This is a genomic window from Sphingopyxis sp. GW821-FHT12F08 (assembly GCF_058806755.1).
Window position 1 is genome coordinate 322,993 of record NZ_JBXAQA010000006.1, and the last position, 22,045, is coordinate 345,037.

20 protein-coding genes are annotated in these 22,045 nt (G+C 67.8%); 12 read left to right on the forward strand and 8 right to left on the reverse strand.

Features of this window, described 5'->3' with window-relative positions:
* Positions 1-8 precede the first annotated feature (8 nt).
* Complete coding sequence (locus AC1RNQ_RS17665) at positions 9-1,220, reverse strand: hypothetical protein (RefSeq protein WP_493173191.1); 1,212 nt, start codon at positions 1,218-1,220, stop codon at positions 9-11.
* Between the two features lie 289 nt (positions 1,221-1,509).
* Complete coding sequence (locus AC1RNQ_RS17670; RefSeq protein ID WP_493173193.1) at positions 1,510-2,208, reverse strand: spermine/spermidine synthase domain-containing protein; 699 nt, start codon at positions 2,206-2,208, stop codon at positions 1,510-1,512.
* 334 nt (positions 2,209-2,542) lie between these two features.
* Between AC1RNQ_RS17670 and AC1RNQ_RS17675 the strand changes: the two genes are divergently transcribed.
* From AC1RNQ_RS17675 to trhO, 8 genes are all read left to right on the forward strand, one after another.
* Positions 2,543-4,189, forward strand: coding sequence for a phage tail sheath family protein (locus AC1RNQ_RS17675; protein ID WP_493173195.1), 1,647 nt, complete (start codon positions 2,543-2,545; stop codon positions 4,187-4,189).
* 102 nt (positions 4,190-4,291) lie between these two features.
* Positions 4,292-6,388, forward strand: a complete 2,097-nt coding sequence (locus tag AC1RNQ_RS17680) for a malate synthase G (RefSeq protein ID WP_493173197.1) — start codon at positions 4,292-4,294, stop codon at positions 6,386-6,388.
* Between the two features lie 49 nt (positions 6,389-6,437).
* Positions 6,438-6,860, forward strand: coding sequence for a VOC family protein (locus tag AC1RNQ_RS17685; RefSeq protein WP_493173199.1), 423 nt, complete (start codon positions 6,438-6,440; stop codon positions 6,858-6,860).
* Between the two features lie 86 nt (positions 6,861-6,946).
* Positions 6,947-7,855: a CDF family Co(II)/Ni(II) efflux transporter DmeF gene (gene dmeF / locus AC1RNQ_RS17690; RefSeq protein WP_493173201.1), complete on the forward strand. Its 909-nt coding sequence runs from the start codon at positions 6,947-6,949 to the stop codon at positions 7,853-7,855.
* A gap of 92 nt (positions 7,856-7,947) precedes the next feature.
* Entirely contained in the window at positions 7,948-8,520 is a 573-nt protein-coding gene (locus tag AC1RNQ_RS17695; protein ID WP_493173203.1) for a hypothetical protein, read from the forward strand.
* A 59-nt stretch (positions 8,521-8,579) separates the two neighbouring features.
* Positions 8,580-9,074 carry a hypothetical protein gene (locus AC1RNQ_RS17700; RefSeq protein WP_493173205.1) on the forward strand — a complete coding sequence of 165 codons (495 nt, stop codon included), beginning with the start codon at positions 8,580-8,582 and terminating at the stop codon, positions 9,072-9,074.
* Between the two features lie 82 nt (positions 9,075-9,156).
* The gene (locus AC1RNQ_RS17705) at positions 9,157-11,178 is read left to right on the forward strand and encodes a GMC family oxidoreductase N-terminal domain-containing protein (protein ID WP_493173207.1); all 2,022 of its coding nucleotides are present in this window, start codon (positions 9,157-9,159) and stop codon (positions 11,176-11,178) included.
* 258 nt (positions 11,179-11,436) lie between these two features.
* Entirely contained in the window at positions 11,437-12,165 is a 729-nt protein-coding gene (trhO, locus tag AC1RNQ_RS17710) for an oxygen-dependent tRNA uridine(34) hydroxylase TrhO (RefSeq protein ID WP_493173209.1), read from the forward strand.
* A 41-nt stretch (positions 12,166-12,206) separates the two neighbouring features.
* On the opposite strand, the gene AC1RNQ_RS17715 is transcribed toward trhO, so the two are convergent.
* Positions 12,207-13,505, reverse strand: coding sequence for a caspase family protein (locus AC1RNQ_RS17715; protein ID WP_493173211.1), 1,299 nt, complete (start codon positions 13,503-13,505; stop codon positions 12,207-12,209).
* Between the two features lie 18 nt (positions 13,506-13,523).
* Complete coding sequence (locus tag AC1RNQ_RS17720; RefSeq protein ID WP_493173213.1) at positions 13,524-14,147, reverse strand: class I SAM-dependent methyltransferase; 624 nt, start codon at positions 14,145-14,147, stop codon at positions 13,524-13,526.
* A 94-nt stretch (positions 14,148-14,241) separates the two neighbouring features.
* On the opposite strand from AC1RNQ_RS17720, the gene trxB reads away from it, so the two are divergent.
* On the forward strand, positions 14,242-15,207 hold the full coding sequence (gene trxB / locus AC1RNQ_RS17725; RefSeq protein WP_493173215.1) for a thioredoxin-disulfide reductase: 966 nt from the start codon (positions 14,242-14,244) through the stop codon (positions 15,205-15,207).
* A gap of 254 nt (positions 15,208-15,461) precedes the next feature.
* On the opposite strand, the gene AC1RNQ_RS17730 is transcribed toward trxB, so the two are convergent.
* Genes AC1RNQ_RS17730 through AC1RNQ_RS17745 form a run of 4 tightly spaced genes read right to left on the reverse strand, consistent with a single transcriptional unit; the run spans position 15,462 to position 18,069 of the window.
* Complete coding sequence (locus AC1RNQ_RS17730) at positions 15,462-16,286, reverse strand: hydrolase 1, exosortase A system-associated (protein ID WP_493173217.1); 825 nt, start codon at positions 16,284-16,286, stop codon at positions 15,462-15,464.
* Positions 16,271-16,939 carry a hypothetical protein gene (locus AC1RNQ_RS17735; protein WP_493173219.1) on the reverse strand — a complete coding sequence of 223 codons (669 nt, stop codon included), beginning with the start codon at positions 16,937-16,939 and terminating at the stop codon, positions 16,271-16,273. The genes AC1RNQ_RS17730 and AC1RNQ_RS17735 overlap by 16 nt, the downstream gene beginning before the upstream one ends.
* 16 nt (positions 16,940-16,955) lie before the next feature.
* Positions 16,956-17,228, reverse strand: a complete 273-nt coding sequence (locus AC1RNQ_RS17740; protein WP_493173220.1) for a phosphopantetheine-binding protein — start codon at positions 17,226-17,228, stop codon at positions 16,956-16,958.
* 7 nt (positions 17,229-17,235) lie between these two features.
* Positions 17,236-18,069, reverse strand: a complete 834-nt coding sequence (locus AC1RNQ_RS17745) for a GNAT family N-acetyltransferase (RefSeq protein WP_493173222.1) — start codon at positions 18,067-18,069, stop codon at positions 17,236-17,238.
* Between the two features lie 203 nt (positions 18,070-18,272).
* Between AC1RNQ_RS17745 and AC1RNQ_RS17750 the strand changes: the two genes are divergently transcribed.
* The 3 genes from AC1RNQ_RS17750 (at position 18,273) to AC1RNQ_RS17760 (ending at position 22,004) form a co-directional block, all read left to right on the forward strand.
* A complete protein-coding gene (locus AC1RNQ_RS17750; RefSeq protein ID WP_493173224.1) occupies positions 18,273-19,796 on the forward strand; it encodes an acyl-CoA ligase (AMP-forming), exosortase A system-associated in 1,524 nt (507 codons plus the stop codon).
* Complete coding sequence (locus tag AC1RNQ_RS17755) at positions 19,793-21,022, forward strand: pyridoxal-dependent decarboxylase, exosortase A system-associated (RefSeq protein WP_493173226.1); 1,230 nt, start codon at positions 19,793-19,795, stop codon at positions 21,020-21,022. The genes AC1RNQ_RS17750 and AC1RNQ_RS17755 overlap by 4 nt, the downstream gene beginning before the upstream one ends.
* 322 nt (positions 21,023-21,344) lie before the next feature.
* Positions 21,345-22,004: an XrtA/PEP-CTERM system exopolysaccharide export protein gene (locus AC1RNQ_RS17760; RefSeq protein WP_493173227.1), complete on the forward strand. Its 660-nt coding sequence runs from the start codon at positions 21,345-21,347 to the stop codon at positions 22,002-22,004.
* Positions 22,005-22,045 lie beyond the last annotated feature (41 nt).

The window sequence follows — 22,045 nt, forward strand, 5'->3', positions numbered from 1 at the left end:
CCGGGGCGTCAGGGCGCCTTCGCGGCCGGCCTTAACAGCGGTGTATAGCCGTGCAGCTGTAGCGCTTTGCGCGGGGATAGCTCGGCGACGAGGCGGGCGAGTTCGGCCTCGGCCTGCTTCGCCTTGCCCAGCGCGAACAGGCTGCGCGCCAGCTCGGCGCGCGCGCGTTGGCGGACGTCGAGATTGCCGAAGGGGTCGAAGAAGCTGTCGATCCGCGCGCCGTCCTTGACGCCGTTCCACGTGAGCGGCGTCGCCGCGGCGGGATCGGCGGCGATCGCTTCGTAGCGCCGCGCGGCTTCCGTGGGCGCGATGTTGCCCGTCAGCAGCGCATGGCGCGTTTCGAACAGCTTGGCTTCGGGGCTCGCATTGCCGAAATCGGCGAGCACACGCCCCACCCAATCCCAATTCACATTGCCCGTGCCCGCCTGCATGCCGAGCAGGTTGAACGCCAGGATCGCGCCGCGATGCTCGGGGGTGGTCGCGGCGCGCACCGTCGCCTCGTCGGGGCGGCCGAGGCTTGTCGGCGCGACGAGTTCGATCGCCGCGTCGTGCTGAAGAATCGCCTCGATATCGGGCTTGTGGAAATAGCCGACGACGACGACGACCATCTTGCCCGGGCGCGCCTTCGCGGCGGCGCGGATGCGCTGCGCCTGCATATAGGTGCGATAGAGATAGAGGCGGCGCGGCAAGTCGCGGTCGGTGCGTGGCGCGGGCTCGCCCGCCCATTTTTGGAGCGGGGCGAGCGTCGCAGGATCCTCGGCGGCGAAGAAATCCCAGCCGAGGGTCTTGGGATCGGAAAAGGTCAGGAACCCCTGGAACCCCTGGGCCCTACGGACTTCGGGCGGGGTGTCGAGGTCGAGCCCGAAGCCGAGCAGCTGGTCGTCCATCGGCGGGGTCCAGTCGATCGGACAGAGATCGGTCCCGCGCGCCGCCGCCCAGGGCAGGATGATGCCCTGCACCTCGTAGGTGAACTCGTAATAATCGTGCCGCGACGCCTGTTCGGGCGGGCGCTCGATACAGACCGCGTCGGGCTTCGCCATGTCGAGCCACGCGGCGAGCGTCCCCGGCTGATCCTTTTCGGCGACGAGCTGCGCGGCATGGTCGACCCCGAGGATCGCGACGCGCGTCCTCGCCTCTTGGGCGGCCGCGAGCGGGGGCCGGGCCGCAGCCAGCAGCAGCGCGGCAACGGCGAGGGCGCGGCGTCCAATCAACTTCTGCACGATCGATCTTTCCATGATGGGGAGGCGCGTCCGCATAGCATGGCGCGGCGCCGCGGCAAGCCTCGCCCCGGCCAGGCGGGATCGCGGGGCACGGTGAGCGGGATCGGGGGCGGGAGCGCGGGGGGAGCGTGCCGGCTTTGGGGTGGGGAGCGGACCCTGCTGTCCCACTCTTCGTCATCCCGGACTTGATCCGGGATCCGCCTTTTTCTTCAAGACAAGGCAGGCCCCGGGTCAAGCCCGGGGTGACGGATGTGGATCACGCGAATGTCGTGTTCCATCCGAAACCCGCCTATGCCGCGCCGGACCGGAGGCCCCGCCCTAGCGCCCCCGCGAACCAGATGATGTGCCGACCGCCCTTGCCGCCGCTCCGCGCGCGCACCGGGACCTCCTCGACCGCGAAGCCCGCCTCCTTCAGCCGGCGGGTGAAGCGCGCGTCGGGCGCCGCCGACCAGATCGCCAGGATACCGCCCGGCCGCAGCGCCGCGCGGGCGCGGGCGAGGCCGGCCATCGAATAGATGCGGTCGTTGCCCTCGCGCGTCAGCCCGTCGGGTCCGTTGTCGACGTCGAGCAATATCGCGTCGAAGCGCGCCGGGGCTCCGCCGATCACCGCCCCGACATCGCCCAGCACGACATCGACGCGCGGGTCGCCCAGGCATCCCGCGGTCAGCGCCGCCATCGGCCCGCGCGCCCAGTCGATCACCTCGGGCACCAGCTCTGCCACGGTGACGCGGGCGTCGGGTCCCAACCGCGCCAACGCGGCGCGCAGCGTGAAACCCATGCCGTAACCGCCGACCAGCAAATGCGGCGCCGCATTTCCGCCGAGCCGGTCGCAGCTCATTTCGGCGAGCGCTTCCTCGGACCCGCTCATCCGGCTGGTCATCAGCTCGCTGTGCCCCAGCGTGATGAAATAATCGGCGCCGCGCCGGAACAGGCGAAGTGTGCCGCCGCCGGGGACGGCCGCCGTGGCGAGGAGTTCGCGCGGAGTCATGGCGGGGGCGTATAGGCGGCGAGGCGGGGTTTTGCACCCCTCGGCGGAGATGCGGCGATTGTGCCGGGTGTCGGGTGTTGACGGCCGGTTTTGGGCGGAAGCGGACGTTCCCGGTTCCTCCCCGGAACGGGGAGGGGGACCATGCGAAGCATGGTGGAGGGGTCGGGACGGTGCGTCATGACGCGAGGTTTCGACCCCTCCGTCAGCCCCGCGGGCTGCCACCTCCCCGTTCCGGGGAGGAACTTTGGCGGCAGCTCCCTATCCCGACCATACTCCTCATCATCCGGTGGCTGCCGGGCCCATTCTCTGCCACAAGGCCGCAGGGGGATTGTCGATGGCCAGCGGATCTTATCTGAACCGATCAACGCCGGGGGTCTATGTCACCGAGGTCGATGCCTTCGGCAACGCGATCGTCAGTGTCGCGACCGCGGTGCCCATCTTCGTCGGATATACGCAATATGCGGGCGATCCGGTGACGGGGGCGTCGCTGTACAACACGCCGGTGGCGATTGCGTCGATGGCCGAGTTCGCGAGCTATTTCGGCGGTCCGGCGGCGCGGCGCTTTGCAGTCGCGACCGATGCGGCGGCGCCGGACGGCTTCTCGCTCGCGCCCGCGGCCGGAGCCGCGGGGCCCGACGCCTTCAACCTCCATTGGCAGATGCGCCTGTTCTTCGCCAATGGCGGTGGCGACTGTTTCGTCGTCTCGGTGGGCAGCTATGTCGACGGCGACTACCCGGTCAGCGAAGCGACCATCGGTAGCGCGCCGCCGGGCGCCATCGGCGCCGCCGCGCTGATCGGCGGGGTCAATGCCGCGGGCTATGCGATCGGGCCGACGATGCTGGTGGTGCCCGAGGCGTGCCAGCTGGACCTCGCCGATTACGCCAGCGTCGCCTGCGCGATGCTGACGCAGGCGGACAATTTGCAGGACCGTGTCGCGATCCTCGACCTGCCGGGCTGCCTCGCGGCCGATAGCTTCACATTGCTGACCGCTGCGCAGAACGACTTCTGGACCGCCATCGCCCCGGCGCTTGCCGGCGTCAGCTATGGCGCCGCCTATGCGCCCGCGGTCAATGCATCGATCGTCGCGTTGAGCGACACCAGCTACACCCAGTTGCTCGCGGCCGGCGACGGCGGCAACGATGCGATCAATGGCCTGCTGACGGCGAGCGCGATTCCGCTCTATCGGGGCGAGCTACTGGCATCGGTGCAGGCGGCGATCGCGACCGCCTTTCCGCCGTCGGCGGGGATCAGCGGCAATGGCGCGCAATATTCGGCCGACGGGTCGGCCTATCCACCGCTCGCGCCGCCCCAGACGCTGGCGGAATGGCAGACCGCGCTCGACGATCTGCTCTCTAGCACGCTGCCGCTGTATCGGCGGATCGAGCAGGCGATGGCCGATGCGCTGAACGTCCAGCCGCCGAGCGGCATCGTCGCGGGCATATGGGTGCAGAACGACGCACTAAACGGCGTGTGGAGCGCGCCGGCGAATATCGCGCTCGCCTCGGTAGCCTCGCCATTGTGGGTCTTCACCGACGACGAGCAGGGCGGTTTTAACGCCCCGGTCAACGGGCTGGCGATCAACATATTGCGGTCGCAGCCGGGGCGTGGGGTCGTGGTGTGGGGCGCGCGGACGCTGAACGGCAACAGCCTAGATTATCGCTATGTCCAGGTGCGGCGCGAGTTGATCTATATCGGGCAGTCGATCAAGTCTGCGCTGCAATCCTTTGCCTTCGCGCCCAACGACGCGACCACCTGGGCGACGGTCAGCGCCGCGATTTCCGGCTTCCTGACAGGCCTGTGGCAGCAGGGCGGGTTGGTGGGCGACAAGGCAAGCGATGCCTTTCGGGTGCAGTGCGGCCTCGGTACGACGATGACGGGGCAGAATGTCCTCGACGGCACCATGATCGTTTCGGTGACGCTGGCGATCACGCATCCGGCCGAATTCATCGTGCTGACGTTCAGTCAGACGATGGGCAGCTAGCCGCCATCGCCCATTGCCAATATGCGCCATTCGCGGCATAGGGCGGCACCCTTTCCTCCCCGGACCAACAGGCGCGAACGCGCCGAACCAAAGGGTACTTAAATGACCGAATTTCTGGACCGCCACGGGCTGTCGATCGATGCGCGGCTGGTCGATTTCGTGCAGGATCGCGCGCTGCCCGGAACCGGGCTCGACGCCGACAAATTCTGGAGCGACTTCGCGGCGCTGCTCGGCAGGTTCGCTCCCGAAAATGCGGCGCTGCTCGCGAAGCGCGAGGATTTGCAGGCGCAGATCGACGCTTGGCACGAGGCCCGGGCCGGACAGCCGCATGACGCTGCTGCTTATCAGGCGTTCCTTCGCGACATCGGCTATCTGGCGCCCGAACCCGCGCCGTTTCAGGTCGGCACGACGAACGTCGATCCCGAGATCGCGACGATGGCGGGGCCGCAACTCGTCGTGCCCGCGCTGAACGCGCGCTTCGCGCTCAACGCCGCCAATGCGCGCTGGGGCAGCCTTTACGACGCGCTCTACGGCACCGACGCGCTCGCCGCACCGCCGGCGAAGCCCGGCGGCTATGATGCGGAGCGCGGTGCGGCGGTGATCGCGCGCGCCAAGGCGTTCCTCGACGAAACGGTGCCGCTGGCGTCGGGTTCGTGGGCCGATTGGGACGGCAAGGTTCTCGAGCTCGCCGATTCCGCGCAGCTCGCGGGCAAGATGGACAGTGATTTCCTGCTGCGCCACAACGGCCTGCACATCCATGTCGTGCGCAGCCTGACGCATCCGATCGGCAAGACCGATCCCGCGGGCATCGCCGACGTGCGGCTCGAGGCGGCGCTGACGACGATCATCGACCTTGAGGATAGTGTCGCGGCGGTCGACGGCGAGGACAAGGTCCTCGGCTATGCCAACTGGCTCGGGCTGATGCGCGGCGATCTCGTCGAGCGCTTCGACAAGGGCGGCGAGACCGTCACCCGCGCGATGGAGCCCGACCGCTACTGGGTCACACCCGCGGCCGAAAATCTCGTCCTGCCGGGCCGCAGCGTGATGTTCGTGCGTAATGTCGGCCATCTGATGACGACCCCGATGGTCCGGCTCGCCGACGGCAGCGAAGTGCCCGAGGGGATTTGCGACGCGGTGTTCACCAGCCTCTGTTCGCTCCACGATCTGAAGGGCCTCGGCGACCTGAAGAACAGCCGCGCGGGCAGCATCTATATCGTCAAGCCCAAGCAGCATGGGCCCGAGGAATGCGGCTTCACGAACCGGCTGTTCGACGCGGTCGAGGATATGCTCGGCCTCGCGCGCCACACGATCAAGGTCGGGGTGATGGACGAGGAGCGCCGCACCAGCGCGAACCTTGCCGCGTGCATCCATGCGGTGAAGGACCGCATCGTCTTCATCAACACCGGCTTCCTCGACCGCACCGGCGACGAGATCCACACCTCGATGCGCGCGGGGCCGATGATCCCCAAGGGCGAGATGAAGGCGAGCGACTGGATCGCTAGCTACGAGGATCGCAATGTGCGTATCGGCCTCGCCTGCGGGCTTTCGGGCAAGGCGCAGATCGGCAAGGGCATGTGGGCGATGCCCGACCTCATGAAAGCGATGCTCGAGGCGAAGATCGGCCATCCGAAATCGGGCGCGAACACCGCGTGGGTGCCGTCGCCGACCGCGGCGACCTTGCACGCGCTGCACTATCACATGGTCGATGTCTTCGCGCGGCAGAAGGAGATCGCGGGCGAGGCGGTGCCGTCGCTGGACCGGCTGCTGAACATCCCGGTCGCGACGGGGCGCAACTGGAGCGCGGCCGAGATCACCCGCGAGCTCGACAATAATTGCCAGGGCATTTTGGGCTATGTCGTGCGCTGGATCGACCAGGGGGTCGGCTGCTCGAAGGTCCCCGATATCGACGATGTCGGGCTGATGGAGGACCGCGCGACCTTGCGGATTGCCAGCCAGGCGCTCGCCAACTGGCTGCTCCACGGCGTGTGCAGCGAGGCACAGGTCGACGCCGCGCTGACGCGCATGGCGGCCAAGGTCGACGCGCAGAACGCGGGCGACCCGCTGTATGAGGTACTGACCCCCGACGGCATCGCCTGGCAGGCCGCCCGTGCGCTGATCTTCGAGGGCGTGGTGCAGCCGTCGGGCTACACCGAGCCGTTGCTGCATGCCTATCGCCGGAAGAGGAAGGCGGGGGCCTGACCGGAACGCCCTTCGCCGCGCCGCGTTGGCGCAGCAAAGGAGCCGTCGCATGCAGCAGCAAATCTCGGTCATCACTCTGGGCGTCGCCGCGCTTGCGCCATCGCGGCGTTTCTATGTCGAGGGTTTCGGCTGGGCGCCGGTGTTCGAGAATGAGGAGATCATCTTCTATCAGATGAACGGGTTGATGCTCGGCACCTTCCTCCAGCCCGCGCTCGAGACCGACATGAACCGCAGCGGGCTCCGGCGTCCCAGCGCCTTTTCGCTCGCGCACAATGTCGGCTCGGAGGCCGAGGTGCAGCCCGCGATCGACCGGCTCCTCGCCGCCGGGGGTACCCTGCTGCGCGCGCCCGATGCGCCGCCGCCCGGCGGTTTTCGCGGCTATGTCGCCGATCCCGACGACCACGCTTGGGAAATCGCCTGGAACCCGGCGTGGACGATTGACGCGCGCGGGCTGGTGACCTTCGGCACCTGACTGCTCGCAAGAAGAGCTGCCCCGCCGACCCACCCCGACCCGACACGCCTTGCGTTACGCGGCAAAATACTATTCGATTGAAGCGCATGACCGCCGCGCCGCACAATCACGACTTCCTCGCCGCGTCGCACGACGACAATGCGCGGCGCACCCTGTGGGTTGTCGCGCTGACCGCGGTGATGATGGTCGGCGAGATCGTCGCGGGCTATGTTACCGGGTCGATGGCGTTGCTCGCCGACGGCTTCCATATGGCGACGCACGCCGGCGCGCTGGGTCTCGCGGCGGTCGCCTATGGTTATGCCAAGCGCCACCGCGACAATCCGCGCTACAGCTTCGGGACGGGCAAGGTCGGCGACCTCACCGGCTTCGCCTCGGCGCTGATCCTCGGCCTGTTCGCGATCGGCATCGCGGTCGAATCGGTGCTGCGGCTGATCGATCCCGAACGCGTCGATTTCGCCAGCGCGACACTGGTCGCCGTCATCGGCCTGGCGGTGAACATCGTCAGCGCGCTGCTGCTGATGGGCGGGCGCGACCATGGCCACCAGCATGATCACGACCATCATGGCCATGATCGCCACCACGCGCATGGCCACGACAATAATCTCCGCTCGGCCTATCTGCATGTGCTCGCCGATGCGCTGACCTCGGTGCTCGCGATCGCCGCGCTGCTCGCGGGGCGCTATCTCGGCATGCGCTGGATGGACCCCGCGATGGGCATCGTCGGGGCGATCGTCATCGCGCGCTGGTCGTGGAGCCTGATGCGCGACACCGCCGCGGTGCTGCTCGACGAGACCGACGGGCGCATCGCCGACGCGGTCCAGCGCGAGGTCGCGGCGATGGACGGCGTGCGCCTCGTCGACCTCCACGTCTGGCGCGTCGGCCCCGGCGCGCACGCCGCGATCGTCGAGGTTGAGGGCGCGCTGCCCTGCGCCGCGGTCCGCGACCGGCTCGAACATATAGCGGGCATCGGCCACCTGACCGTCGCGGTGCGCTGAGCCCGCGCTTTTCAGCGATTGCTCAGCTTTCGCTCATGACGCTCACCCGCGGCGGTGGGCACGGCATGGCCTCCATTTTCCGGGAGGCTTTCATGAGCGTTATGACGAACGAAACGGGCAAGCGCGGCGGCATGCCCTGGCGGCTGATCGGCTGGGGCGGGGCGCTCGCGCTGCTCGCGGTGCCGCTGGTCGCGATGCGGTTTACCGACGGGGTGATGTGGACGGCCGGCGATTTCCTCGTCGCCGGCGCGATGTTCGGCACCGTCGGCTGCGGCTTCGAGGTCGCGGTGCGGATGAGCCGCAACATCTTCTATCGCGCGGGCGCCGCGGTCGGCCTGCTCGCGGGGCTGCTGCTCGTGTGGGTCAATGGCGCGGTCGGCTTCCTCGGCGACGAGGGCAATGTCTGGAACCTGCTCTTCGCCGCGGTGCTGCTCGTCGCGATCGTCGGCGCGGCGATCGGCAAATATCGCGCCGCGGGCATGGCGCGCACGATGGCCGCGGTCGCGGTGGTGCAGGTCGGCATCGGCGTCGCGGCGCTCGCGGCGGGGCTCGGTTCGGCGGGCGCGGCGGGGCTTTACGAGGCGGTGCTCGGAACGAGCCTCTTCGCCGCGCTGTGGCTGCTGTCGGCCGGGCTGTTCCTCAAGGCGGCACGCGACGCCGCCTGAGCGCTTGCCAGCATCGATGGCAGCAATTAGAACATAGAACGAACAAAAAGGAGTTCGCCATGTCCGCCGCTGTCGATCCCGCCTATCGCCACTATGCCAAGCACGCGCGCTTCGCGGGCCTACGCGAGGCAGGGGGCGCGGCGCTCAAGCTCTACCACCTGACCGCCCCCGATGCGCCGGTGCCCGACACGGTGGCCGCGCAGGCCGACGCCTGGTTCGCCGCGCCCGCCGCCGCCGACATAACCGAGGGCGATTGCGGCTTCGTCATCCTCCACCGCTGCGGCGCCGATTTCCACTTCCTGCTCGCCTCGGTGTGGCGCGGTTCGAACGAATTGTGGGAGGCGGTGTGGTACCGCATGGGCGATATGACCGCCTTCGAAGCCTTCGATCCCGCCTATCCGCCCGCCGCCGGGGTCGTGCGCCCGACCTTCTGTGTATGGGAGCTCGGCATCGTCGCGCACGAAAGCGCGGCGTGGAGCCGCTATCTCGCCTCGCCCCGCGGCGAGACGGATCGCGCGGCCTGGCGCGAGGATATGTTCGAGGGCGAAGTATAGCTGCCGTTCCGGTACAATACCGCCTTGCTTTTCCTCCTTATAGGCCCGCATCTGGGGTGAGGGACAGTAGGGGGGCAGGGCGATGACGGCACCGTTCAATTTCGGGCAACTCAAATTTCTGAAGACGCTGACCGAGGCGCTGTTCCACGACGTCGACATGGTCATCACCGCCGACGACGTCGTTCAGAATGTCGCGACCTTGTTCGGCAAGGTCGGCGGGACCAAGCTCGACGAGCTGCAATTCTCGCTCGACATGACCGAGCTGGCGCTGGGGCCGGTGTTCGTCGAACTCGAGGTCGAAACCCGCGCCGAACGCGTGGCGAATCGCCTGCAGAACAGCGACTTCGACCTGTTCCAGGACATGGCGCGGCTGCGCGGGATCATCTACGCCTGCTATTACGGCTATTGGCAGGGCGGCGACCAGCCGCGCGACGCCGGGCAGGTCGCCAACAAGACGAACCCGGTGCATGCCCAGATCGGCTTCACCCTGCCCAAGTTCCGCGACCGCATCGTCCCGCCCGAACTCGAGATCGAAGACGTCGCGGGGCGCGAAATCCACGCCGACCATATCCTCGACGCCGCGACGCTCGCCGACGAATATGACGTCGTCGTGATCGGATCGGGCGCGGGCGGCGCGGTCGCGGCGCATAATGTCGCGGCGCAGGGCTATAAGGTGCTGATCGTCGAGGCGGGACCCTTCTATCCCTCGCCGCGCATCACCCATCACGAGCTCGAGATGATCGCTGCGCTCTACAAGCATGGCGGGGTGCAGACCACGACCAACAGCGATTTCGTGATCTTCCAGGGGCGCTGCGTCGGCGGCTCATCGACGGTCAACAACGGCATCTGCCTGCGCATCAACGAGCCCGGGCGGACGCATCCCGACGCGCCCGACGTGTTGGCCAAATGGGCGAGCATCGGCGCGCCGATCGACGCCGCCGCGTTTCATGCGAGTTACGACGCGGTGCAGGCGAAGCTCGGCATCGCGCGCGCCGAACCGCGCAGCGGGCGTCACAATGGCACGCACCTGTTGGGCGGCTGGCACGCGCATGCCGCCGCGTCGACCGACCCGTGCGAAAAGCGCGCGATCACCGACTGGTTCGACAAGAATTTCGGGCCGCCGAATACCCCCAATGCCTGCGCCTATTGCGGCTATTGCAACTCGGGCTGCCCCTATGGGCGGCGCATGGGGATGGCGCAGACCTATCTGCCCGCAGCGTGCCGCGACCATGGAGCGCGCATCCTGGCCGAAACCAAGGCCGAGGAGATTCTCTGGCAGGAGGCGGCAAACGGCAAGCTTGAGGCCGAGGCGGTGCGGCTGGTGATGCCCGACGGGTCGAAACGCATCGTTCGCGTGCGCGTCGGCGTGGTCGTCGCGGGCGGCACGATCGCCTCGTCGAAGCTGCTCGACGCCAGCGGCATCGAGGGCACCGGCTACCAGATCTCGCTCAACGTCGCCTCGCCCGTCGTGGCGCTGATGCCCGATGGCGTCGGCGGCAATGCGTGGGACGAGGACCAGATGTCGAGCTATGTCGACTGCGGTAAATATCTGCTCGAAAGCCATTTCCAGCCGCCGATGGCGATGGCGTCGCTGATGCCCGGCTGGTTCGGCACCCATGCCCAGCGGATGAAGAATTTCAGCCGCGTCCATTCTGCGGGCATCCTCTTCCCCGCCGACCGGCGCGGGCAGGTGGTCGACGGCAAGCTCAACTTCCGCCTCGACGTTGAGGACGATCTGCCGGTGCTGCGCGACGCGATGGCGACCTTGACCAAGGTCCATTTCGCCGCGGGGGCGGTCGAATGCTATCCCGCGCTCGCCAGCGGCAAGACGATCGCCCGCGGCGAGGATATCGACGAATTTTTCCATCGCGAGATCAAGCAGCAGGATGATCTGACGCTGTCGAGCAGCCACCCGCACGGCGGCAATGCGATCAACGAGAACCCCCAATATGGCATCGTCGACCCCGAATGCCGCGTTCACGGGACGACCAATGTGCTGGTCACCGACGCCAGCGTTTTTCCCAGCTGCATCCGCGTCAACGCGCAATGGACCACGATGGCGATGGCGCAATATGCGACGGGGCGGGGCGATCCGTTCGGGTAGGGCGGGGCCGCGAGGGCGGTTTTGATTTTGTCTCACGCAAAGGCGCAAAGGCACGAAGAGAGAAAGAAGGTCTCACACAAAGACACAAATGAGGTCGCGCTGCCCCAGCAATCGAAGCTTGTCGCCGCAGGCGACAAAAAAAAGCGCTTCGCGCGATTGCGTCGCGCTGCTTCCGGTAGGAACTGCCCTCTTTGTGTCTTTGCGTGAGATAAAAATGGCGCTGCCCTCGCGCGCCTGAACGGCTATGGGCGGCCGATCATGACCTTCACCGTCGCCGCCCTCTACCGCTTCGCGCCCTTCGACGACCCCGCCGCGCTGCGCCAGCCCCTGCTCGACCTCTGCGCCGCAAACGGCGTCAAGGGCACGCTGCTGCTCGCCCGCGAAGGCATCAACGGCACCATTGCCGCCCCCGAATCCGGCATCGCCGCGGTCATCGCGCATATCCGCGCGCTGCCCGATTGCGCCGACCTCGACGTCAAATATTCGGCCGCCGCCGCCATGCCCTTCCAGCGGCTGAAGGTGCGGCTGAAGAAGGAAATCGTGACGATGAAGATACCCGGCATCGACCCGTCGCGCGACGTCGGCCGCTATGTTGCGCCCGCCGACTGGAACGCGGTGATCGCCGATCCCGATACGGTCGTGATCGATACGCGCAACGGCTTCGAGGTCGGTTACGGCAGCTTCGACGGCGCGATCGACCCGCAGACGAAGAGCTTCGGCGACTTCCCCGGCTGGTGGCGCGAGCATGCCGACGAATTTGCCGGCAAGCGCATCGCGATGTTCTGCACCGGCGGCATCCGCTGCGAAAAATCGACGGCATATCTCCGCAGCGAAGGCATCGACGATGTCGTGCACCTCAAGGGCGGCATCCTCGCCTATCTCGAACAGGTGCCCGCGGCGACAAGCCGCTGGCACGGCAGCTGCTTCGTCTTCGACGAGCGCGTGAGCGTCGGGCACGGTCTGGTCGAGGTGGGGGAGAAGGAATAGACTGAGGCGATCCTCCCCGGAACGGGGAGGATCTCAAGGTCTCATTCCGCGCTCACCCGATACGTCACCTTATATTCGCTCCGATCCCCGTTGATCGTGCGCGTAAAATTCCCCACCCGCGGCTCGAGGTCGATCGTGCCGAGGATGTCGTTCCCGCCGACATCGTCGTCCTCGAGCAGCTGCACCGTCGAATTGCCGTCGAAATCGAAGCTGCGCGGCACCACCCAGCGCTGGCCCTTTTTCATCGTGTAGCTGTCCTTCTTGCTTTCGGGAAAGCGCTTGCTGCCGCCGAAGCGCAGGAACAGTTGGTCGGGCAGCCCGAGAAAACCCGTGACCTTCACGCATTCGATGACGATGTCCGACACACGATATTTGCCGCCACGCAGCCCGCCGCCGTCGGCGCTCGGCGTCAGCAGCCGCGCGATCGCATCCGACGCATCGCCGGCATAACGCCCGCTCGGAAATTCCGACAGATAGGCGCTGAACGCGCGCACGCTGCTTTCGGCGAGCGCGCCCTTCCAGAAAATCTCCTCGCTCGCGGTGCGGTCGCCGGTGGGCACCGCCGGCGCTGCGGCGACGAGCGTCGGCACAGTGCGCGGCACCAGATAGACCGGCGTGCCGGTGATGCTCGCGCTGACGAAGGGCCGCTGGTTGCCCCCCGTCGCCGCGAGCACATCGTCGCGGATCGCCCCGCCGAGCAGCTGTACCGGCAGGTCGGCCTCGGGCAGCCGCCGCGCGAGCGCTAGCGCAAAGGGGCTGTTCGCGCCTGTGCCGTCGCTCGCGGTCTGCCCCGGCGCGGCGGCGAAGATCACGAGCACATCGTCGGCCTCGACCCCCGCCATGCCGCGCGCCACCGCGCGCGTGCCCGAGCGCCATTTGCTGCCGAAGGGATTGTTGCGGCACGCGTCGAGCACGACCATGCGGATCTGCGCGCCCGACACCGCCTCCATCAGCCGGTCGAGCTCGATCGCCTCATAGGGCAGGTCGAGGTCCGATTCGAGCTTCGCGTCGGTGGGGAGCAGCCAGTTCTTGCCCTGCGCCTCGATCCCGTGCCCCGCGAAATAGACCATCGCGACGTCGGCGCCGTTCGCCTTGGCGCGAAAATCGCGCATGCTGTTCTGGAAGGCCTGGTTTGTGAGATCGGTCGCGACGACGACCTCGTCGAACCCCGCCTGTTTCGCGGCGTCGGCAACGATCCTGATGTCGTTGGCGGGGTTCGCGAGCGCGCTCGCATGCGCGTAGCTGGTGTTGCCGATCACCAGTGCGACCTTGCGCGCCTCGGCGCTGGCCGGTGCCAGCAGCAGGAAGAGAGCCAAGAGGGGTAGAAAGAAACGCGTCATCTCGCTGTCCTTTCGTGGTCAGTGCGGCCGGGCGGCGCCATATTCGACCCAGCCGAAGGGCCGCGGCGTCTTGGGCATATAGTGCGCACCCTGCCGCTCGACCGCGAAGCCCGCCGCGGCATAGGCGTCCGAAATAGGCCGCGTGAGGTGGCAATTGCCGCCGATGCGCTTCCACAGCGGTTCGATCCGCCGCTGCCATTTGGCGACCCCCGGATCGGGGGCGCCGCCATGTTCGAGGAACAGCGCGGTGCCGCCGGGCTTCAGCACCCGCCGGATTTCGCTCAGCACCGCTTTCTGTTCGGCGACCGAGCAGAGGGTGAAGGTCGTCACCACCGTGTCGAAGCGCGCGTCCCCGAACGGCATCGCCTCGCCGACCCCGGTCTGGATATCGGCATTGATCCCGTGCGCCGCCGCCGCCGCGCGGCTCATCGCCAGCAATTCGGGCGAGGGGTCGAGCCCGGTGAAGCTCTTCACGCGGGCCCCATCGTAGAATTCCATGTTGATCCCGCCGCCACAGCCAAGCTCGAGTATGTCGCCCGCCGCATGCGGCACGATCTTGCTGCGCACCTTCATGATCTGCCCCTGCGAACAGGCGCATTTGATCAATCGCGGTACGCCATGTCTCTCCCACCAGCTCGCCATCGCGGCACACTCCCCTTGGCCTGCAGCCTGTCCCTTGCTAGCGCGATTGGCAACACCCATCTGTGCGCTCCGCCACAGGGATAGAAAGACGACCATGCCCGCCATCCACGAAACCAAGATGCTCATCCTCGGCTCCGGCCCCGCGGGCCTGTCCGCCGCCATTTACGCGGCGCGCGCGGGCATGATGCCGATCGTCGTGCAGGGGCTTCAGCCCGGCGGCCAGCTCACCATCACCACCGACGTCGAAAATTACCCCGGCTATGCCGAGGTGATCCAGGGCCCGTGGCTGATGGAGCAGATGACCGCGCAGGCGGTGCATGTCGGCACCAGCATGATCTGGGACACGATCGTCGACGTCGACCTGTCGGCGCGCCCGTTCAAGCTCACCGGCGACGGCGGCGACGTCTATCTCGCCGAAACCCTCGTGATTGCGACCGGCGCGCAGGCCAAATGGCTCGGGGTGGCGGGCGAGCAGGAACTCGGCGGCAAGGGCGTCTCGGCCTGCGCGACCTGCGACGGCTTCTTCTATCGCGGCAAGAAGGTCGTGGTGATCGGCGGCGGTAACACCGCGGTCGAGGAAGCGCTCTACCTCACCAACCACAGCGACGATGTGACCTTGATCCACCGCCGCGATCATCTCCGCGCCGAAAAGATCCTGCAGGACCGGCTGTTTGCCAACCCCAAGATCAAGGTGCTCTGGAACAAGAAGGTCGACCGCTTCGTCGCGGGCGAGGGCGTGTCGGGGCTCGTCGGCGTCGACCTGATCGACACCGTCACCGGTGCGGCGAGCCACGAGCCGACCGACGGCGGCTTCGTCGCGATCGGCCACAGCCCCTCGACCGAGTTGTTCAAGGGCAAGCTCCCGCTCGACGCCGACGGCTATCTGGAGATCACCCCGGGCACCTCGCTGACTTCGATCCCGGGCGTGTTCGCGGCCGGCGACGTGACCGACAAGGTCTACCGCCAGGCAGTGACCGCGGCGGGCATGGGCTGCATGGCCGCGCTGGATGCAGAGCGGTTTTTGGCCGAGGCGGAGTATCACGCGATGGTGGATGCCTGACGCCTAGGTGGGAAAAGATTCGCGCAGAGGCGCAGAGGTCGCAGAGGATTTGGTTCACGCGGCGCCGCGGCGCCGCGGAGATAACCAAGATCCGTTCGCCCTGAGCTTGTCGAAGGACCGTTCTTCTCTTCGGGGTAGGAGAAGGACTGTGCTTCGACAAGCTCAGCACGAACGGGGTGGGCAATCCTCTCCGCGTCTCCGCGTGAACAATTTCTTCTTCTCTGCGATCTCTGCGCCTCTGCGCGAAAATATTTCTAGCTGAGCGCCGCCAAAATTCGCCCCGCCAGCCACTCGCCATCGTCCCCCGCGAAGCTGTGCGACGGGCTCGCCAGCCGCTCGACCCGGATCGACCCCGGTTTCGCCTCGATATAAGCCAGCGACGGCGCGAGCTTCTCCATGAACGCCTGCGCCGTCCGGTCCCCCGTCGCGAGTAATATCGTCACCGGGAAGAAGACGTCCGCCAGCGCCGCATCGAGTTCGTCGGCCAGGCTCCCGAACGCCGGCGCCGCCGGTTTCTTCCCGATTGCTGCCAGCCCCCTCGCGAGTTTCCTGAAATCGACTTCGCCCTTCACCAGCCGCAGCAGGCTTCGAGGGTCCTTCAGCCGCGCCAGATAACGCGCGCGGATCGCCGAGGCCGGGGGCAGGGTGGGTGGGTCGGTTTCCTCGCCGTCGCCGCACTCGTCCTCATAGGTCCAGGGATTGGCGAGGATCAGCCCGTCCAACGGCTGCGGCTGGTGCAGCAGCAGCGCGCTCGCCGCGTCGCAATTGCCGAACGCCGTCACGAGCGTCACCTGCGGGGCGGCTTCGCGAAAGGCGGCAACCGCCGCGGCGATGTCGGGCCCGCTCGACCGGTAGCCGCCATTGTCGCCCTCGCTGTCGCCGATCCCGCGGCGGTCGAAGCGCAGCACCGGATGCCCCGCCTCGGCCACGCGCTGCGCCAGTACCGCCATGCCGCGATGCGCGCCGCTGCGGATCTCGTTGCCGCCCGACACGATCAAAAGTCCGCTCGTTCCTGGCGCCTCGTCGAGCGTCGCGGCGAGCGCCGCGCCCTCGCAGACGAAGCTCAGCTGACGCCGCATGCCGCCCCCCAAGCCGTAATATCCTCGGCGATCGCCTCGGCCATCGCCGCATCCTCGCCCGGTTCGGCGCGCAGCCACAGGGGCGTGCCCGCGATTCCGTCGGCGCCGAGCGCGACGCTGCGCAGCGGCTCGACCGGCTGAACCTCGGCGCTGCCCAGCTGCGCGATCATTGCAGGCGAAAGCCGGTTGCCCGCGAGCAGCAGGGGTTCGCTCTTCGCCGTCTCGGTCAGGCTTTCCAGCGACGACGTGACCCCCGCCTCGCGATCTGCCGACACCCGCGCGCGCAGGAGCGTGCGCAGCAGCAATGAGCCACCGACCGGGGCGAGTCGCCACCAGGCCGATGCCTTCACCCGATGATCGATCAACGCTCCGCCGCGCGCCGACGCGACGAGCAAGGGCCCGCTGATCTCCGCGGCAGCCGCCGCCAGCGCTGCCTGCCACCCGGCAAGGTCGACATCCTCCAGCGCGACCAAACTCTCGTTCTGCCCCGGCAAATCGGGCATCGCCGCCGCGAACCCGCGCGCCGCGAGCGCGCGCATCGCCAGCGCCAGCGTGCGGCGCGCACGGTTCGCTTCCTCGAAGAGCGGCGGGACGATCAGCACGGTCGCGCGTGGCGCGCCGGCGGGCTCTATGCGCAGAAGATGTTCGCCCATGCGCGCCCGGACGATATCAGCCGGTCACTTTGCGCAGCGAAAAGGCCAGCAAATTGCCATAGGTTTCGAAAATCTCGCCGTCGATCTCGTCGTCGTCGATGATGATGCCGAGACGATCTTCCATTTCGGTCAGGACCGTCGCAACCGCCATCGAGTCGAATTCGGGCAGTTCGCCGAACAACCCGCTCTCCTCGGTCAGCGCCGCGGCACGGACCTCGCCTAGGCCCAAAATGTCGGCGAGCAGCGCGCGCAGCGTCGCGTCTACGGTGGCGGCGGGGGTATCGGTCATCGCGTCCTCACTCGCGCCCCAGCTTCGAGCGCGCAAAAGTCTTTATCGCGGGCCCCCATGCCGCGATGCGCGCCGGATTGAAAGCCTCCAATCGCCACAGCGGCTCGTGCCGGTTCATCCAGTCCTTCTTGTAGCCGTCGTTGCCGGTGCCGAAATCGACGCGCGCGACGCCATCGACCTCGATCACATGGCGAAACAGCGCCGCCGACAGCAGCGTCCCCGGCGAGGCTTTGAGGCTGTCCTCGACATGCGCCAGCTTGTGAATGAAGGCGGTGCCGTCCTCGACCGTCCAGAACTGCGCCGCGACCGGGATGCCCTCGATCCGCGCGATCCCCATGCGGAACGTCCCGCGCCGGCTCTCGCTCTCGGCAAAGGCGCGCAGCAGCGCGGGGTCGCCCTCCTCGGGCTTCCAGCTCGCGGCATAGATGCTTTCATAGGCGGCCCAGCTGCCCGGATCATATTCGGTCAACAGCTGGAGATCGACCACGCCCTTCTTGGCCTTGCGCTTGACGGTGTTCTTGAGCGCGCCGGGGCGGCTTTCCCACCAGTCGTCGTGGCTCATGCCGTCGAGGTCGAGCCAATGGCGGTCGCCCGCCGCGGTGGCCTTCATCCACCAGCCGGCGCTGCGCAGCGCCGCCGAAAGCTCCGCCTGTTCGGCGTCGGGCACGGGATAAAGCGTCAGCCGCGCGGCGCGTTTCCGGACGTTCGCGAACAGGCTGCGCATTGCGGCCTTGCGATCACCTTCGCCGGTGAAGAGCGGCCGGATCGAAAAGCTGTACCAGTTGGTGAGCCCGCTAAATTGCCCCGCACGATCGCGGCGCAGCGGCAGCCAGGCGGTCACCGGCTCCGCGCTTCCCTGCGTATCGACCCGCCCTTCACCTGCAAAACCGTGCGCGGCGAGCAGGTCGAACCACGAAGCGCGGTCGAACGGCGACGCGGAGCCGGCCGCGCGCGCGTCCGCGGGCAGCCCGGCTTCATCATTAGCGCGATGTTCACCGTTCCCTTGCATAGGCTGGCGCTCTATCACCCAGTCCTAAAGAACCGATGACCGACCCGCCAAGCCCATCGTCGCGCCCGATCGACCATCTCGCCCGCTGCGGCGCGGTCGATGCGCCCGCGCTGCTGACCGGCGACAAGGTCATGACGTTCGGCGAGCTCGACGCCGGCGTCGGCCGCCTCGCCTCGTGGTTGCTCGAACAGACGGGTGGCCCCGGCGAGCGCGTCGCGAGCTGGAGCGCCAAGACGCGGCTCGCCTGCCTGATGCCGCTCGCTGCGGCGCGCGCGGGGCTGATCCATGTGCCGGTGAACCCGCTGCTGAAAGCGCCGCAGGTCGCGCATATCCTGACCGACAGCGGCGCCAAGCTGCTCGTCACCAACGCCGCGCGGTCGGACACGCTCGGCGACGGCCTGCCCATCGACTGCGTCGTGCAGGATATCAAGATCGCCGAGGAGGTCATCGATTCGGGCGGGCAGGGGCTTCCGCCGTCGCTCGCCGAGCCCGGCGACCTAGCGGCCATCCTTTACACCAGCGGTTCGACCGGACGCCCCAAGGGGGTGATGCTCAGCCACGCCAATCTCTGGCTCGGCGCCGAAAGCGTCGCCTCCTATCTAAAGCTCGTCCCCGCCGACCGCATCCTCGCGGTGCTGCCGCTCAGCTTCGATTACGGCCAGAACCAGCTGCTCTCGACCTGGTATGCCGGCGCCGCGGTCGCGCCGCTCGACTATCTCACGCCGCGCGACGTCGTGAAGGCGGTCGCGCGGCATGGCGCCACGGCGCTCGCCGGAGTGCCGCCGCTCTGGGTGCAACTCGTCGAAAGCGACTGGCCTGCCGAGACTGCGGCGCACCTCAGGCGCCTGACCAACAGCGGCGGAGCGCTCACCCCGTCGCTGATCGACGCGATGGCAGCGACCTTCCCCAACGCCGATATCTATCCGATGTACGGCCTCACCGAAGCCTTCCGCTCGACCTTCCTCGAGCCCAAGCTCGTCGCCGCTCATCCGACCTCGATGGGCCGCGCTATCCCGCACGCCGAAATCCTGATCTGCCGCCCCGACGGTACGATCACCGCCGATGAGGAACCCGGCGAACTCGTCCATTGCGGGCCGCTCGTCGCGCAGGGCTATTGGCAGGATGTAGAACGAACTGCTTTGCGCTTCAGGCCCGCGCCGCGTGCCTCGGCCTATGGCGGCATGGCGGTGTGGTCGGGCGACACGGTGCGCCGCGACGCCAACGGCTTGCTTTATTTCGTCGGCCGCGATGATGCGATGATCAAGACCGCAGGCAACCGCGTCAGCCCGACCGAGGTCGAGGATGTCGCAGTCGCCTCGGGCCAGATTTTCGAGGCGGTCGCTTTCGGTATCCCCGACGAACGGCTCGGCGCCGCGATCGTCCTGATCGTGCGCGGCAAGGGCGACGCCGACCGCGACGCGCTCGCCGCCTATCTGAAAGCCAACCTGCCCAATTTCATGCAGCCGCAGGCGATCGAATGGCGCAGCGAGCTGCCGCGCAACCCCAATGGCAAGCTCGACCGCGTCGCGATCGCCGCGGGCTGGAAGGTGGCAGCATGAAGCCGCACGGTCCGATCCCGCCCGGCTTTGCCGCCGACGCCGACGGCATGCTGCTGATCGGGGGCCGCCGCGCCGACGAGCTCGTCGAGGAAGCGGGCGACACGCCGCTCTTCGTCTATGACTCGCAGATGTTGACCGCGCGCGTCGCCGAATGGCGCGCCGCGATGCCCGCCGAGGTCCAGCTCCATTATGCGATGAAGGCCAACCCCTATGGCCCGCTGCTCGGCCATATGGCGGCGATGGTCGACGGGCTCGACGTCGCCTCGGGGGGCGAGCTGCAGGCCGCGCGGTCGAGCGGCATGGCGGCGGGGCACATCAGCTTTGCGGGCCCCGGCAAGCGCGACCGCGAACTCGAAGCCGCGATCAAGGCCGGCGCGACGCTCAACCTCGAATCGGCGGGCGAGGGCGAACGCGCACTCGCGATCGGTGCGCGGCTCGGGGTGACCCCGCGGCTCGCGGTGCGCGTCAATCCCGACTTCGACTTGAAGGGATCGGGGATGAAGATGGGCGGCGGCGCCAAGCCCTTCGGGGTCGACGCCGCCGAAGTGCCCGCGCTCGTCCGCCGCCTGTTGGGCGCCGGCGCCGACTGGCAGGGTTTCCATATTTTCGCGGGATCGCAGGCACTTGATGCCGCGGCCATCGCCGACACGCAGGTGCAGACGGTCGCGCTCGCGGCGCGGCTCGCGAATGAGGCGGGCGCTGTCCCGCCGCTCGTCAACCTCGGCGGCGGCATGGGCGTGCCTTACTTCCCCGGCGACGTCGCGGTCGATGCCAAGGCGGTCGGCGACGCGCTGGCGAAAACGCTCTCCGCGCGCGACCCGATGCTCGGTGCGAGCCGCTTCGCGATGGAACTCGGCCGCTGGCTCGTCGCCGAGGCGGGGGTCTATCTCACGCGCGTCGTCGACCGGAAGACCAGCCATGGCGAGACCTTCCTCGTCACCGACGGCGGCCTCCACCACCAGCTCGCCGCGAGCGGCAATTTCGGCACGGTGATCCGCCGTAACTATCCGATCGCGCTGGCGAACCGTTTCGGCGCCGATCCGGTCGAGACGGTATCGGTCGTCGGCTGCCTCTGCACGCCATTGGACCGCCTCGGCGACCAGGTCGCGCTCCCGCGCGGCGACGTCGGCGACCTCGTCGCGATCTTCCAGGCGGGTGCCTATGGTGCCACCGCCAGCCCCTCGGCCTTCCTCGGGCAGGGGCCGGCGCGGGAGATGCTGGTCTGATTTCCTTCTCCCTCGATTAGACGGAGTTGGATGAGGGTGATGGTGCGTCCTTGCACCGTCGGTTCAGACCGAGACCACACCCCCACCGCTGCGACTAGGAAGCAAGCTTCCAAGTCTCGCTGCCTCCCCCATCGAGGGGGAGGGCACGGCAAAAGCCCATTTCTGTCCCGCCCCGGAACAGATCGCGACGAGCGCGGTGTAAACCTGGCCGACTACTAACGGTATATTCACCCTTTTCCGTCATCGCTGATCCTGACGCATTGGCTTTCGTCCCGGGCATTTAGCCCGCGGCGCTGCCCCTGCCCGCAGGAAAGGTGATTTGATGACGACGTCCTCCCCCGCCCTTCGCGCCGCGCGCGTGGCCCTCGTCTCCGGCATCGCCGCGACCGCGCTCACCGGCTGCATGGGCGGCGGCAGCGCCGCGCCGCAGCTTCCCAGCGCGAACTTCGTCCAGAGCCAGGAAGGCCCCGGCGAGGAATATATCATCGGCCCGCTCGACGAGCTCCAGATCTTCGTATGGCGCAATCCCGAACTCGGCGGCAAGGTCCAGGTGCGCCCCGACGGCCGCATCACCACCCCGCTGATCACCGACATGCCCGCGGTCGGCAAGACCCCGACGATGCTGCAGCAGGACCTCAAGCTCCAGCTCAGCCAATATATCACCGACCCGATCGTCAGCGTGATCGTCACCAGCTTCAACAGCACTTTCTCGCAGCAGGTGCGCGTCGTCGGCGCGACCGAAAAGCCCGCCTCGATCCCGTTCCGCGCGAACATGACCGTGCTCGACGCGATGATCGCGGTCGGCGGGCTCGGCGAATATGCCGCGGGCAACAAGGCGCGCCTCGTCCGCCACGACAAGGGCACGGGCAAGCAGCAGGAATATGCGCTGCGCCTCAACGACCTGATCAAGCGCGGCGACATCAAGGCGAACGTCAAGCTGCAGCCCGGCGACGTGATCATCATCCCCGAAAGCATGTTCTGACGCGCCCCGGCGCCACTCCCGCGAAGACCCTCTCGATTGCC

Coding starts and splice junctions, on each gene's coding strand:
- AC1RNQ_RS17670 (WP_493173193.1), bottom strand. CDS start 2,208: ATGACTCCGCGCGAACTCCTCGCCACGGCGGCCGTCCCCGGCGGCGGC.
- AC1RNQ_RS17675 (WP_493173195.1), top strand. CDS start 2,543: ATGGCCAGCGGATCTTATCTGAACCGATCAACGCCGGGGGTCTATGTC.
- AC1RNQ_RS17680 (WP_493173197.1), top strand. CDS start 4,292: ATGACCGAATTTCTGGACCGCCACGGGCTGTCGATCGATGCGCGGCTG.
- AC1RNQ_RS17685 (WP_493173199.1), top strand. CDS start 6,438: ATGCAGCAGCAAATCTCGGTCATCACTCTGGGCGTCGCCGCGCTTGCG.
- dmeF (WP_493173201.1), top strand. CDS start 6,947: ATGACCGCCGCGCCGCACAATCACGACTTCCTCGCCGCGTCGCACGAC.
- AC1RNQ_RS17695 (WP_493173203.1), top strand. CDS start 7,948: ATGAGCGTTATGACGAACGAAACGGGCAAGCGCGGCGGCATGCCCTGG.
- AC1RNQ_RS17700 (WP_493173205.1), top strand. CDS start 8,580: ATGTCCGCCGCTGTCGATCCCGCCTATCGCCACTATGCCAAGCACGCG.
- AC1RNQ_RS17705 (WP_493173207.1), top strand. CDS start 9,157: ATGACGGCACCGTTCAATTTCGGGCAACTCAAATTTCTGAAGACGCTG.
- trhO (WP_493173209.1), top strand. CDS start 11,437: ATGACCTTCACCGTCGCCGCCCTCTACCGCTTCGCGCCCTTCGACGAC.
- AC1RNQ_RS17715 (WP_493173211.1), bottom strand. CDS start 13,505: ATGACGCGTTTCTTTCTACCCCTCTTGGCTCTCTTCCTGCTGCTGGCA.
- AC1RNQ_RS17720 (WP_493173213.1), bottom strand. CDS start 14,147: ATGGCGAGCTGGTGGGAGAGACATGGCGTACCGCGATTGATCAAATGC.
- trxB (WP_493173215.1), top strand. CDS start 14,242: ATGCCCGCCATCCACGAAACCAAGATGCTCATCCTCGGCTCCGGCCCC.
- AC1RNQ_RS17730 (WP_493173217.1), bottom strand. CDS start 16,286: ATGCGGCGTCAGCTGAGCTTCGTCTGCGAGGGCGCGGCGCTCGCCGCG.
- AC1RNQ_RS17735 (WP_493173219.1), bottom strand. CDS start 16,939: ATGGGCGAACATCTTCTGCGCATAGAGCCCGCCGGCGCGCCACGCGCG.
- AC1RNQ_RS17740 (WP_493173220.1), bottom strand. CDS start 17,228: ATGACCGATACCCCCGCCGCCACCGTAGACGCGACGCTGCGCGCGCTG.
- AC1RNQ_RS17750 (WP_493173224.1), top strand. CDS start 18,273: ATGACCGACCCGCCAAGCCCATCGTCGCGCCCGATCGACCATCTCGCC.
- AC1RNQ_RS17755 (WP_493173226.1), top strand. CDS start 19,793: ATGAAGCCGCACGGTCCGATCCCGCCCGGCTTTGCCGCCGACGCCGAC.
- AC1RNQ_RS17760 (WP_493173227.1), top strand. CDS start 21,345: ATGACGACGTCCTCCCCCGCCCTTCGCGCCGCGCGCGTGGCCCTCGTC.